We start from the raw sequence: 13,279 nt of genomic DNA on the forward strand, positions 1-13,279 counted from the left end.
CACGTAATTCCGACAGCCATCGATACCGACCGCTACACTCTCCGGAGCTCTCGCGACGGCAATTCCGGCGTCACCATCGGCTGGATTGGCAGTCCCTCCACTAGTGTTTATCTCAAGGGGATCGAGGGAGCGCTAATCGACGTAGCGAGCCGAAGCAAGGCAAGAGTTCGATTCACGTTCATAGGTGATCCCTCCCTAAAGATGGATCTGCCGAACTTGGAGGTCAGGCCATGGAGGCTGAACACCGAATTGTCGGACCTTCAAAGTTTCGATATAGGATTGATGCCAATCGATGACAGCGAATGGAGCAGAGGAAAATGCGCATTTAAGGCTGTCCAGTACATGGCAGTAGGGACGCCCGTGATCGCGTCCCCGGTTGGAGCCGCTTGTGAAGTGGTTCGGGACGGTCAAACCGGATTTTTGGCATCGGATACCGCAGAGTGGAAAGAATCAATGCGGACCCTCATTGATGATGAAGGCTTGCGGCGCCATATGGGCCTCAACGGGAGGGCCGTCGTAGTCCACAACTTTTCTATAGAAAGCACCCTGCCTGACCTTATTGATGTCCTTTACCAGGCGCGTGACGCCTCGAGAACAGCCTCCTCCCGACCATAAGGCCTGCTATCGGTGCCACCTAATTCCAGAACTGAGATGTCGACATGACTCGCTGCTCAAGGTAGCGACTGGCATGGTCAGCCGGGAAACGCCTGGTTTCAAGACATCCTCGTGGTCCTCATTTTTCAAGGTCGTTGGATATCCACTTGGGAGAAGAACGCATGGCACCAAAACTGCAACGTAGGCTGACCGACGACCGGGTTTATGAGTCGCTTGCGAACCGAATGCGAAGGAAGCGTTTCGAGATGTTTCGGGCGCTCCTGAACTCCGTGCCTCGGCCATTGAGGATCCTCGATGTCGGTGGCACCGAAAGCTTCTGGCGAAACATGGACTTCCCAGCTGAACCGGGAATTACGATCACTCTCATCAATGTGCAGGAAACTCCTGTGGGAAGATCAAACTTTGAAAGCGTGAAAGGGGACGCGCGGGACCTCCCGTTTCGGGAGAAAGAGTTTGATGTCGTCTTTTCCAACGCCGTTATAGAGCATGTCGGCACATACGAAGATCAGTCCCGCATGGCAAGTGAGGTGCGGCGTGTAGGAAGGAGATACTTTGTTCAGACCCCTAACCGCTATTTCCCCTTAGAAGTCCACTTTCAGTTTCCATTCTTTCAATTCCTAGCCTTCGAGCAGAAGATCTGGCTACTTTCTCACTTTAGGCTGGGGCAGTACGAGCGGATTCAAGACCGAGACGATGCGCGGCGTCTAGTGAGCGAAACCCGTCTGCTCAACAAACAAGAGATGATAGCCCTTTTCCCTGAAGCAAGAATCGTAATGGAAAAATTCATGGGGCTAAACAAGTCGATAATGGCCCTCGCAGGTTGGAGTCATTCGGGCTAGACGACCGCCCTCGTGCTGCGGGGTTCCCCTAGCCAGTGGAAGAGACGGGCTGGGCCGCCGCCGTCTGTACCTGATGCCACCGGGCTTGTCGGTCCCGGCCAGCCCTTGTTGGACATCTTCCATTGATGGCTAGGTTGCCGTAGGGATGGTCATTGACAAGCGACTAAACGGCGTCTCTTGCGGCAACCACCGCTGCGGCCCCCCCAGCAGAATGGCTAAGTCACGCTGACTTTGACGTCCGCGAATTGACTAAACCAGAACTGATACTCCTTCACCATCTGATACTCGAGCACGAGGTTTCCGGTCGGGTTGCTGGGGCCGGTCACCGCGATGCTCAAGCTAACGCTAGCGCCTGGGCCTACATCGGCGGGAAGAGTGAACCGCTGATTCGTGTACCAAGTGCTGTCAGTGCCGCTGACCCCGTACCCGCCACCAGAATTGGCGAAATGGACGCCCAGGCGGACCAGGTTGGTACCGGTGGACGGCCAGGTCTCGGTGCCGGTGTTCGTCACGGTGACGCTGTAGGTCTGGGTCTGATTAGGCGCCCACCTGGTGGGCGTGTTGCTCACGCTATAGCCGACTGCCCAGGAAGGGGTCACCTTGACATCGGCAAACTGGCCGAACCAGAACTGGTACTCCTTCACCATCTGGTACTCGAGGGTCACGTTGCCCGTCATGCTGGGGGCCGTCACCGAGATAGTGAGCGTGACGTTCGCTCGCGGGGCCAAATCGGCGGGCAGAGTGAAGCGTTGATCGGTGGACCAGCCACCGGTGCCGGTCCCGGTGCCGCTCACGCCATAGCCCCCACCGGGGTTCGTAAAGTGCACGCCGAGATGCACGAGGTTCGTGCCGGTGGCGGGCCAGGTCTGGGTTCCGGTGTTGGTGACAGTGACGTTGTAGGTCTGCGTCTGGTAAGGTGCCCAACTGGCCGGCGTGTTGGCGACACTGTAGGTGGCGGACCAGGCGGCGGTGACGCTGACATCGGCGAACTGGTCGAACCAGAACTGATACTCCTTGACCATCTGGTATTCGAGCACCAGGTTGCCGGCGATGTTGGGAGCCGTCACAGAGATGGTTAAGGGCAGGCTCCCGCCGGCCGCCAGATTGGCCGGCAGCGCGAAACGCTGATCGGTGGACCAACCGTTGTTGGTGCCTGTCCCGTTGACCCCATAACCACCACCGCTGCTGGCGAAGTGCACCCCGAGGTGGACCAGATTGGTACCGGTGGCCGGCCAGGTCTGGGTGCCCGTGTTGGTGACCGTGATGCTATAGGTCTGCGTCTGGTACGCCGCCCAACCGGTTGGCGTGTTGGCGACGCCGTAGGTGGCGCTCCAAGCTGGACCTGCAAGATCCCGCGCCAGATTATTGGCATCGTATGTACCCCAGCCGGTTGCATAGTCCCAGGTGGCCGTCGCCGCGTAATAAAGGTTGTCGCCGGTCGTGACGTCGTGGTATGGCGCGTAGGGCTGGGCGTTCGAGCCTGTGCTGTACAGCGTCGGGTTGGCGTAGCCGAGGTTTGGTTTCGCGTTGGCTGCCGCGTACTGGTTATAGACAGCGGTGAAGGCGGCCCAGGATGGGGCAGCGGCGCTCGTGCCGCCGACAACCGTCCAGCCGGTGCCGCCGTAGGTAACGTAAACGGAGTAGCCGGTGTTGGAATCGGCGTCGGAGGATATGTCGGGCACCTGGCGCTTGCCGTTGCTGTAGCTATTGGAAACGCCTGGGCCGGTTTGCCAGCTCGGCCTGGCGAAGTAGGTCGACAAGCCGCCGCCGCTGCCAAGGGGCGGAGAGTAGTTCGGGTTCGACCAGGCTGATTCCGTCTTGTAGGTTCCGTCGGCGTTGAGCGTGAGGGTCGTGCCACCGGTCCCGGTCACGTACGGATCGTTCGCGGGGCTATCGACCGAGAGGAAACTGCCCCCGCAGTCATAGGCGCCATAGTCTCCGGAGGCGGCAAAGAAGCTTTGGCCCTGCGCCGCAGCTTGTTGAAAGATATTGTCGAGCGTGCTCATCTCGGAATGGGTCGTTTGCTGCTCGCAGATGCCCCAGCTGGTCGAGTTGGACTTCGTCGTGTTGCTGGTCACCATCGCGTTATAGGTGTCGTTGACCCCCGGGTCGCTGTTCGGGCCTTCCCAAACGGTGATCGGCGCCGCCGGCGCTAAGGCATGCATCACCTCGATGTCGAGCTCGACCTCGACCTCGCCGTTGCCGAGCGGGCCGGAGCCGCCATCGACCCTGACCACTGAAGGGGCAGGACTGCCGAGTCCGTAGTCGGTGTCGTAGGTCGTGATGTTGCTCTGCCGGAAGCCGTCGAGCTCGAAGAGACCCAGTGGTTGACCGCTGCCGTTGTAGCCGGCCGAGGCGAGTGGGGTGACGTCGTACGCCTTCTTCAGGTCGTTCGGCGTGTATCCGCCAGCCGGTCCGCCGCCAGGCGGCGCCCGCGGTGCCGGCCCCAGCCGTTGCAGCGGATAGTGGTTGTTGAGCCCGGCAATTCCAACGACGTAGGACGCCAAGGTCGTGGGCAGCACTGGTTGGGTGTCATTGCCGTAGAAGTCGCGGTTCTGCGCGCCGTCGTGCCAGTTCGAGATCGTCACGCCAAAGGCGGCCTGAACGGTGGCCAACGAACCCGTGGCATCAACCAGCGTTCGATTGCTGCTAGTTGCGGTCACGGCCAGTCCGTGTGAATGCAGGTAGTCGACGACTTGCTGGACCTGCGCCTGAGTCGGCCCATAGGCGGCGGCGAACTGGTCGGGGCTCAGATAGTGGCCGTAGTTGGGCGACTTCCGGTCGCTGACCCCGGCGATAAAGCTCTGGAGGGCGGCCTGGTTGCGAAGCGCCAGGCTGACCCCGATTGTCAGCTTCCGGGTTGGGTCGGCGGGGCCAAGGCGAACCGAGCGATCAAGCCCCGGAGCGCGATCGGGCTTTGAGATGGGGGAGGTCGTTGGGGTGGCGGCCTGGACGGGTGCCGCGGTGAAGCCCAGCAGCGAAACGGCCATCACTGCGCCAAAAAGCCGAGATCGAATCAAATCCCTCACCGTCTCCCAGCCCCCTCCCCCGAGGGGGAGAGCGGGCACCCTTCCCTGCCGGTAACTCTGAGTAGTTTCGGGTCCGCGCCGGCAGAAGTCAATTAGGCTGGTCGCATCATATATATGGTTCTGGTTGCGGAAGATCCCTAGAACCCGGAATGAGGCATCCTGTCTGGTGGCCCGATGCCGAAGCTAGTCCGCACCGAGATCCGCCATCAGGATGGTCGGACGGTGTACCTGTACGGTCAGCACTCGGCCGCACCTCCCGGCTACCGGTCTTCTGACCGTCCGAACGGCTCCTATGAACGACGCTGGAACCCGCTCCGGGCGGAGTGGGTATTGGTAGCCGACTCACGTCAGAGCCGGACGTTCCTGCCGGAGCCCTCGGCGTGTCCACTGTGCCCGTCTTCGGAAACGCGGTTCTCCGAGATTCCAGCCAGCGGTTTCGAGCTGGCCGTCTTCGAAAACCGGTTTCCCGCCATGCCGACAGGCGAGGGTGCCTGCGAGGTCGTCGTGTACACCGATCAGCACGACGCGTCGTTCAGTTCGCTCTCAGATCAGCAGCTGTTGGCGCTGGTGAATGTCTGGGCCGATCGGTACGAGCAGCTCGGCTCCAGGCGCGACGTCCGATACGTTTACATCTTCGAAAATCGTGGCGAAGCAGTCGGCGTAACGCTGCACCACCCCCATGGACAGATCTACGGCTACCCATTCATTCCTCCGGTGGCTGAGGCCGAGCTGCGTAGTGCCCGACTGCATTCTCGACGTCACGGTGAGTGCCTCCATTGCGCGCTTCTACGAGACGAGCGGAAGGCGAAGGAACGAATCCTCTTCGCAGGCGACGGTTTCGCCGCTTACGTCCCGAGCTACGCGCGCTGGCCGTACGAGGCGCATGTTGTCCCGATCAAACACGCGGGAGCGGTCGCTGACCTCTCGCAGCCGAGGCGGTTGGCCTTCGGCAAAGCCCTTCAACGGGTGACGCGAGGATACGATCGCCTCTTCGAGGTACCCATGCCATACATGATGGCGATGCACCAACGGCCGACGGATGGAGGGGCGCATCCAGAGGCGCACCTTCACGTGGAGTTCTATCCTCTCCTTCGAGCGCGAGACCGATTGAAATATTTCGCCGGCGGAGAAGCCGGCGCTGGAACCTTTGTGAGTGACGGCTTGCCGGAGGAGAAGGCAGCGGAGTTGCGAAGGGTGGTTTAACGGACGGGCGATTTCCGGCAGCCGGTGCCAGCCGTGGCGCCGGTTTTTTTGTGCCTACGGCGCTCTGGACCGAACCGACATCGAATTCGGGCTTTGCTGGGACCTCGCACGCGTCGGTTCGCGGACGCGTGCAAGGCGCGCTCTCACCAAGGGCTCGCCTGGCGGAGTCCTGCCCTTTCGTGCAAACAAGACGCTGCTCGGCGTTGCATGCCTCGGCCTGCCCTGGCGGCGCCGTAGGACCCACTTCTAGTTCTTCGAAGACTCCAGCGCGGCGCGCGCTCGGGTGATGTCGTCGACCCCGATGACCACGCGGGTATCGGTGGCGAGGTAGATGAAGCGCAGGTTCACGGACGCGTCGGCCAGGCGCTGCATGATCATCGATAGCTCGCCGGGCCGGTCGGTCATCGGCACCACCAGCACCTCGAGCTCGCCGTCCATGATGTAGCCGCCGGCGCGCAGGGCCGACCGGGCAGCGCTGGGATCGCGAGCCAGGATATGGACGACGCCCTCGATCTCGGCGATGCCCTCGATGTTGACGCCGGCGCTGCTCAGCGTCTGGGCGACCCTGGCAAGCTCGCCCGGGCGATCAGCGGTTAGCCGTAGCGTCAGGTCGCGGCCCATCGGGAGCCAATTGTAAAGCCCCCACCCTGCCCTCCCCCGAAGGGGGAGGGAAATTCAGGCTACGCGCGCGGGTTGCTCCCGTTTGGCGACCAACCCGGTGCGAGCCGCCTACTGTGAGCATGCCAAATCCAAATTGCGATAACCTAGGCGACCGTTTTGAGCTAACAACACCCAGAGGGGGGCGATTCCGTAAGCTCTCGAAGTCAGAATGAGTGTCCGTCCTACGGCGCTTCACGGTCTCGTGGAGATCGAATCAGAGGTCCATCGGGATGACCGTGGCTTCTTCCTGGAGAGCTACAACCGGCACCGGTACAAGGAGCTGGGCATCGACGAGGAGTTCGTCCAGGACAACCACTCCCACTCGAAGAAAGGGGTTCTTCGCGGGCTCCATTACCAGGACATGTCGGCTCCAATGGGCAAGCTGGTGCGCTGCACGAGGGGTGCCATCCTGGACGTCGCGGTTGACTTACGGGTCGGCTCCCCGACGTTTGCCGCGTGGTATGCGGTTGAGCTGAGCGACACGAACTGGCGCCAACTCTTTGTTCCCGTCGGGTTCGGCCACGGCTTCCTGGCCCTGTCTGACCTCGCCGACGTCGAGTACAAGTGCACCGGTTATTACGCCAGGGCCGCCGAAGGCGTGATCGCCTGGAACGATCCACAGATCGGGATCGAGTGGCCGGAGAAACGCCCACTGTTGTCCAGCCGTGATGCCAAGGGCATGACGCTCGAGGAGTACGTGCGCAATCCGGCCTTCACTTACGCCCCCACCCCGACCCTCCCCCGCAAGCGGGGGAGGGACAATTCAGGAGCGAAATGAAGCACCTGCTCGTCACGGGGGGAGCCGGCTTCATCGGTTCGGCCTTTGTTCGGCAGCGATTGCGCGCCGAGCCAGAACTTCGAATCACGGTGCTGGACAAGTTGACATATGCCGGCAGCCGAGAAAACCTCGCGGAGGTTGAGGCGAATCCCCGCTTCCAGTTTGTTCACGGCGACATATGCGACGGCATCGCGGTCGAGCCACTCGCCAAGGAGGCGGACGCGATCGTCAACTTCGCCGCCGAGTCGCATGTGGACCGTTCGCTTCTAGAGGCGGGCGAATTCGTGCAGACGGATGTCCGTGGCACGCTGGTCCTCCTCGAAGCCGCGCGCCGACATGGGCATCAGCGCTTCCTCCAGGTCAGCACCGACGAGGTGTACGGCCACGTCGGCGACGGGCGTAGCCGGGAGGGGGACGCTCTTGTCCCGCGAAGCCCGTATTCGGCAACGAAAGCGGGCGCCGAGATGCTGGTGCACGCGTACCATGCCAGCTTTGGCCTGCCCACGCTGATCACGCGAGGCTCGAATACGTACGGACCGTTTCAATTTCCCGAAAAGATCATTCCCCTCTTCATCACCAATGCGCTCGCGGACCTGCCACTCCCAATCTATGGAGACGGCTCCGCCGTCCGCGACTACCTCTACGTCGACGACCACGTGAGCGCCATCGCCGCCGTTCTGGCGAATGGGGAGCCGGGCAGCGCCTACAACGTCGGTGCCGGCGCCGAAATCTCCGGCGTGGCGGTGGCCGACGCCGTGCTCGAGTACTGTTCCAAGCCGGCGTCGTTGAAGCATTTCGTGAAGGACCGGCCGGGCCACGACTACCGCTACGCCCTCGATGTCACGCGGATCCGGCCACTCGGATGGCACGCCGCGGTCCCGTTTCGCGAAGGGTTGCGACGAACGGTGGACTGGTACCGGGACAACGAATCGTGGTGGAAACGCCGGAAGGCGAAGGAGTTCTGGGAGTTCTACCAGCGTAATTACCGGGGTCTGCCCAGTCGCGCCATCCCCCAGTAGGGATGCGGGTTCTCATCACCGGGGCCGGCGGGCAGCTCGGCCACGACCTCCAGGCAGTGCTCGACGACGAGGAAGTCGATGCTCGCGACCATCGGGCGCTGGACATCAGCAACGAGGCGGCCGTCCTGGCGGTGGTCAGGGAGATCCGTCCTCACTGGATCATCAACGCCGCGGCTTTCAACGACGTGGACGGCGCCGAGATCGCCGAGGATGAGGCCTTCGCCGTCAATGCCCGGGGCCCGGCTAACCTCGCCGGCGCAGCGGCGGCCGTCGACGCCAGTCTCATCCACATCAGCACGGACTACGTCTTCGACGGCACGAAGGGCCGGGCGTATACGGAAGACGACCAGCCGAATCCACTCAGCGTGTACGGCCGCTCGAAGTACCAGGGGGAGCGGTCGGTGCTGGAATCGACGGCATCGGTCTGCGTGCTGCGAACCGCCTGGTTATACGGAGTCCACGGCAAGAACTTCGTGAAGGCGATCCTGGAGCGCGCGAAAGAGGGGAGGCCGTTGGACGTGGTTGCGGACCAGGTGGGGAGTCCGACCACCACGCGTGACCTCGCCGAGGCGATCAACCGGCTGATCCGGACGCCCGCCCGCGGGCTGTTCCACGTCGCCAACGCCGGCGCTTGCAGTCGCTACGAGTTCGCGAAGGCGATCGTGCGCGGAGCCGTCGAGGTGCGTCCGATCACCAGTGCGCAGGCCGCCCGGCGGGCGCTCAGGCCAGCGAACTCTGCGCTGACGAGCCTGCGCTGGGAGGCGACGGGTTTGCCGCCATTGCGCACGTGGGAAGCCGCGCTAAGCGATTTCCTTGACAGCCACTTCGCCTGACGCGGCTGGTGCGGCTACGCCGCCTTCCGGCTGATCCGTCGGCGGCTCTTCGGCTGCACCCAGAGCACATCGGCGAGGCCGGCCAGACGGTCGGTGCGAGATGAACGAGCTCTCTCTCTCGACGTTCGAACTCGCGGATGATTTCAAGTAGCTGCTTGCCCACAGTCGCCATGGAAACGCGGTAAGGGCTGAAGCGATCGCGGGCGCCAGGTTTCAGGCTCGCCTGGAAGGTGAAGTGCCAGCGGCCACGGACGATACGCGGCATCGCGTGCTTGTGGACCTCGTTGGAGGGCACGAGGAAAACCGGATCCCGGAAGGTCATCGTCTTCCTGTCGAAGAAGCCGAAGAAGTAGTAGAAGCGGGCGTCCGTGATGAGGCGGCCGACCCGGACGGTGAAGGGAATCTGCAGGACCTGACTTTTCCGATGGGTCCAAAGGCGCCACGTCGTCTTGATCTGGAGGGCAACCGCCGCGAAATGCCGGCGGCGGTGGGTCTCCATGTCGCGATGTTCGTCGTCACTGGCCGGATAATCGCACTCGATCTCGCCGTTGGTCGTCAGCATTAAGATCTTGGCGGCTTCGGTCTGGCCGATCAACCCACGTTGGACCTCGCTTAGCGGCACACAGGTTCAACCGGGCATTGGGCCGAAAGTTTGCACACGACAAGGCCCGGGGGTCGCAAGGAAGGGGAAGGGAGTTCCGTATACGGGAGATAGATGGCACTTGACGGTCGCCAGATCTTCGTCTGGGAAGCCAGCGTCGATCGCATAACCGAGCTAATCAAGCGCAGCATATAGATGTATGGGATTGCCTAGGCGGCTGGCTCTAGCCGGCGTGCTGATCGCAGTTCAAGCCATGACGGGCAGCCTGTCGGCTGCGGCCGCCACCCCGGACACCTCGATCGAAATGACGGTCGTGACGAGCACAGGGGAGCCCGTGGTCGGCGTAATGCTGAGGGCGACCGACGAGACCGAAGCCCTGGTCCTGTCCGGCGTTCGATCGCGGGGTTGCGGCCCGGGTGAGACCACGCCGACCGATAGCGCCGGCCACTGCACCTTCTCGAACCTGACAATCGGCCACCTCTACAGCATCTGGCTGGAGGGATCTGCGACCGGCAGTGGCGACGTGCGGGCGCCAGCTTACTATCAGCCCATCGTCCTGAAAGTGATCGGGCCGAAGGTCGCCCCGCCAATGGCGCATGGCGGCGGCAGCGGTTCCATCGGTGGGCCTGTGCTCACCAGCTCCGGCGAGTATGTTCCGGGAGTCGGCGTGTGCGCCACCTATGACAGCCGCACTGGGAGCAGCGTGTGCGACATCGCCGACACCCTGGGACGCTACACCCTGTCGGGAGTCTGCTGCGACGTCAAGCTGACTGGCTTTCTGACGGTGACTGGCCCCTACGTCAATGGGAGTGTCAGAAACGTACCCAGCGGTAGCCCTGCAAAGATCGTGGTGGAAGTCGGACAGATTCCGATTTTGCCGACGCCGACGCCCTTTGTGCCGCCGCCAAGTTCTGCGCCGCCGCCAGCCTGGCAGCTGGTGACGCAGGGGTTGCCTCAGGTCGGTCACGATCTGCTGCTTGGGCTGCTCGTTGTGATCCTGCTGGCGGTGCTTGGCGGCGCGGTCATCTTCGCCCGACGCCGATAGCTTTTTCCCTCCCCCACCCCACGGGGGAGGGCAGGGTGGGGGCTTGACTCAACCGGGTTTCGAGGCCAGACTTGGCCGGAAGAAAACCGGGGGCCAGTTTGTGCGGCCGCCAAAAGGGGAGGGGAGTCGCGGTGATCGAGTGCGCGAAATGCGGGCACCGCAACGCGGACGGAACCGAGTTCTGCCAGAACTGCGGCACCTTCCTGGGATACGAGGGCAAGAAGCTGGAGTCCCTGCCGGGCAGCGTCCTGGTCACGGTCTCGCCGACCATCGTCACGGTCGCTCCGGGATCCCAGGCGGCGGCCGAGGTCCGGGTCCGCAACAAGAGCAACATCGTCGACCAGTACCAGATCCAGGTGACGGGCGAGCCGGCCGCCTGGACGGTTGCCGAGCCGAGCACGCTCTCGCTGTTTCCTGACAAAGAGGGAGTCGCCATCGTGCGGTTCCGGCCACCCCGATCCACGGACGTCTCCGCCGGACGCAAGCCGTTCGCCATCAAGGTGCAGTCGAAGGCGTCGCCGGAGATCTCGGGCCGGCAGGAAGGTGTGATCGATGTTGCGGCCATCCAGGAAGCGGGGCTCTCGATCACGCCGCACACCGCCCGCGGTGGCGAGTCGGCGAGCTATCGCCTTCTGCTTCAGAACAAGGGGAACGCGCCGCTCCAGGTGACGCTCGACGCCTCAGATCCGGACGAGTTGCTCACCTTCGAGTTCGACCGCCCGGCACTGACACTTGGCAGGGGAGAGGCGGTCAACGTCCAGCTCGTGGTCGGGCCGCGCGCAACCTTCTATGACGGACCCCCGCAGCCGCACGGCTTCAAGGTCCAGCTGAGTTCCGACGGTGTGGCGCCGGTATCCGCCGACGCCACCCTGCTGCAGGAGGCGATACCGCGGCCGGTTCGGAAGAAGTTCCCGCTGGTCCCCGTGCTGGTCGGCGTACTGGCGCTCGGCCTTCTCACCGGCATGGTCATTGAGCGGGATCCGTTGATGAAGCTCGTCGGGATCAAGAGCTCCGACACGGTTACGCCGAACACGGGAGGGAGCCTGAAGTTCTCGCCAACCGTCAGCCCGAGCGTGACGGTCGGTGCCCCGCCCATCGTGGTCGTGACAGGGCAAATCCCGAACGTCACCTGCACGAGCGCGATCGCCGCCCAGCAGGCGATCGAGCAAGCTGGGTTCAAGTTCGTGGGGAGCTTCGTGCCTAATACGAGCTACCCGAACGGCACGGTATTCAAGACATCGCCCCCGGCCGGGGTGGCGCCGCTAGGATCCGAGGTAACGGCGTTGGTGGCCACGGGTCCAGCCCCGAGTGGCCGCAGGGTTATCAATCCCTGCTTGCTCATCCTCCAGACGATCAACCCGGGCATCTTGCAGCTTCAGATCAGCCCGACCCCGACGCCCTAGCCAAACAGTTCCCTCCCTCGCGTGCGGGCGGGGCGCTATGCGGTTACCAAGCCGCCTCGACTGTTCGGGCAAACCCGGCTGCCCAAATTGCTGCCCTCTTAGCGACCCCTTTTGCTGGGACGTAGTGTCATCGTGATGAGTTAGCAAAGAACCCAAAGATGAAGCTACAAGATAGGGGGAAGCTCGAACGACGTCCTTCCCGGAAAACCCCCGGGCCTCAGAATAACGGTAGCCGCGCTTACGTTGAGTTGCTGCGGAATGGGAAAGCAACCAGGCAGGACATTCTGCACCTTCAGCGTGAGGCAGGCAATGAAGCCGTGACTGCAGTTATCGAAAAGGCTCCCCATGTCCCGAAGCGGGAGGAAATCGAACGTCTCGGCAAACGGAAGGCAGGCGAGCCAACATACAAGAAGCCTAAGAACGAGTCCTATCTCGAGGCCCAGGTCTACGTCACGCAGTGGTTTACCGAGGAGGCATGGGTTGAAGGTCTCCTCGCGCGCATGGCCGACGATGGATTCAAGCTCTTCCATGACTATTCGGACAAAGATTTCAACAAGGACGACGCGATCGTGCTCGAACTCTTCGAGGTCGCGCTGGTCGCGGTTCCGGCTGCCGGTGCGTTACTCACGGCGTTCAAAGAGTTGAGCCGTGCAGAGAAAGTGACGAAATTGGCGGAAAAGGTGAAACGGCTGACGGAGGTTGCCATTGACCCGGTCGAGAAGGTCAAGGCAACCGGTAAAGCTGTCGGTGAAGTCGGTGGCAGCCACGAATCAGAAGAAGAGAAGGCGAAGGTTGAGTTCGAGATCGAAACGATTAAAGCGCTCAGCGAGCTCAACATCAAGTTCGTCGATAATAGGCTCGCTTCAATGAATCAATTGACGGCCGGGCTCGAGGCCTTGAGGGATTCCTCTCCTTCGATCAATCTTCTGGATGAGGTGACGGGCATTCTCGGGCCAAAACCGAAGGATGCGGCACTGGAAAAGGCGATGGAACAGGCCAGAGACAAGTTTGAACTGAGTCTCTACCGCCAGTTCTACGTGGTGTCCGGGCGCGCCTACAAGCTTCACTGGAACCATCCTTACCAAGGACCGGTAGAAACGATTAAAGGCGTGCCCGAGAAGGTCATGAAGCGAATAAGCGAACTTACTTCAATTCCCGGTCGCGAATGGTTCTGGCGCGGTCTGCGAGTCGAGTGGGATTACCACGTCAGCAGCGGAACCTAATGGGTCGCGTTCCGCGCCGCTAGAAACGGCG

The 13,279-nt window shown here is 62.3% G+C and carries 11 protein-coding genes; 9 read left to right on the plus strand and 2 right to left on the minus strand.

Features of this window, described 5'->3' with window-relative positions; translation table 11 throughout:
• Positions 1-761 precede the first annotated feature (761 nt).
• A complete protein-coding gene (locus tag VHK65_10780; protein HVS06634.1) occupies positions 762-1,454 on the plus strand; it encodes a methyltransferase domain-containing protein in 693 nt (230 codons plus the stop codon).
• A gap of 215 nt (positions 1,455-1,669) precedes the next feature.
• Here VHK65_10780 and VHK65_10785 read toward each other — a convergent pair whose 3' ends face one another.
• Positions 1,670-4,444 carry a S53 family peptidase gene (locus tag VHK65_10785; protein HVS06635.1) on the minus strand — a complete coding sequence of 925 codons (2,775 nt, stop codon included), beginning with the start codon at positions 4,442-4,444 and terminating at the stop codon, positions 1,670-1,672.
• A gap of 213 nt (positions 4,445-4,657) precedes the next feature.
• On the opposite strand from VHK65_10785, the gene galT reads away from it, so the two are divergent.
• Positions 4,658-5,686 (plus strand): galactose-1-phosphate uridylyltransferase, encoded by a 1,029-nt coding sequence (gene galT, locus VHK65_10790; protein ID HVS06636.1) that lies wholly within the window; start codon positions 4,658-4,660, stop codon positions 5,684-5,686.
• A gap of 246 nt (positions 5,687-5,932) precedes the next feature.
• Here the strand turns inward: galT and VHK65_10795 are convergent, their stop codons facing one another.
• On the minus strand, positions 5,933-6,307 hold the full coding sequence (locus tag VHK65_10795; GenBank protein ID HVS06637.1) for an amino acid-binding protein: 375 nt from the start codon (positions 6,305-6,307) through the stop codon (positions 5,933-5,935).
• 208 nt (positions 6,308-6,515) lie between these two features.
• Between VHK65_10795 and rfbC the strand changes: the two genes are divergently transcribed.
• The 7 genes from rfbC (at position 6,516) to VHK65_10830 (ending at position 13,248) form a co-directional block, all read left to right on the plus strand.
• Positions 6,516-7,124: a dTDP-4-dehydrorhamnose 3,5-epimerase gene (rfbC, locus tag VHK65_10800; GenBank protein ID HVS06638.1), complete on the plus strand. Its 609-nt coding sequence runs from the start codon at positions 6,516-6,518 to the stop codon at positions 7,122-7,124.
• Positions 7,121-8,143 carry a dTDP-glucose 4,6-dehydratase gene (gene rfbB, locus VHK65_10805; protein ID HVS06639.1) on the plus strand — a complete coding sequence of 341 codons (1,023 nt, stop codon included), beginning with the start codon at positions 7,121-7,123 and terminating at the stop codon, positions 8,141-8,143. Before rfbC ends, rfbB begins: the two co-directional genes overlap by 4 nt.
• Positions 8,144-8,145: 2 nt before the next feature.
• Entirely contained in the window at positions 8,146-8,976 is an 831-nt protein-coding gene (gene rfbD / locus VHK65_10810) for a dTDP-4-dehydrorhamnose reductase (protein ID HVS06640.1), read from the plus strand.
• Positions 8,977-9,211: 235 nt separating this feature from the next.
• Positions 9,212-9,541, plus strand: a complete 330-nt coding sequence (locus VHK65_10815) for a hypothetical protein (GenBank protein HVS06641.1) — start codon at positions 9,212-9,214, stop codon at positions 9,539-9,541.
• A 268-nt stretch (positions 9,542-9,809) separates the two neighbouring features.
• Positions 9,810-10,622 carry a hypothetical protein gene (locus tag VHK65_10820; GenBank protein ID HVS06642.1) on the plus strand — a complete coding sequence of 271 codons (813 nt, stop codon included), beginning with the start codon at positions 9,810-9,812 and terminating at the stop codon, positions 10,620-10,622.
• 131 nt (positions 10,623-10,753) lie between these two features.
• The gene (locus VHK65_10825) at positions 10,754-12,025 is read left to right on the plus strand and encodes a PASTA domain-containing protein (GenBank protein HVS06643.1); all 1,272 of its coding nucleotides are present in this window, start codon (positions 10,754-10,756) and stop codon (positions 12,023-12,025) included.
• 317 nt (positions 12,026-12,342) lie between these two features.
• Positions 12,343-13,248 (plus strand): hypothetical protein, encoded by a 906-nt coding sequence (locus tag VHK65_10830; GenBank protein HVS06644.1) that lies wholly within the window; start codon positions 12,343-12,345, stop codon positions 13,246-13,248.
• Positions 13,249-13,279: the final 31 nt, after the last annotated feature.

It is taken from the genome of Candidatus Dormiibacterota bacterium (assembly GCA_035544955.1).
Taxonomy (GTDB): Bacteria; Chloroflexota; Dormibacteria; order CF-121; family CF-121; genus CF-13.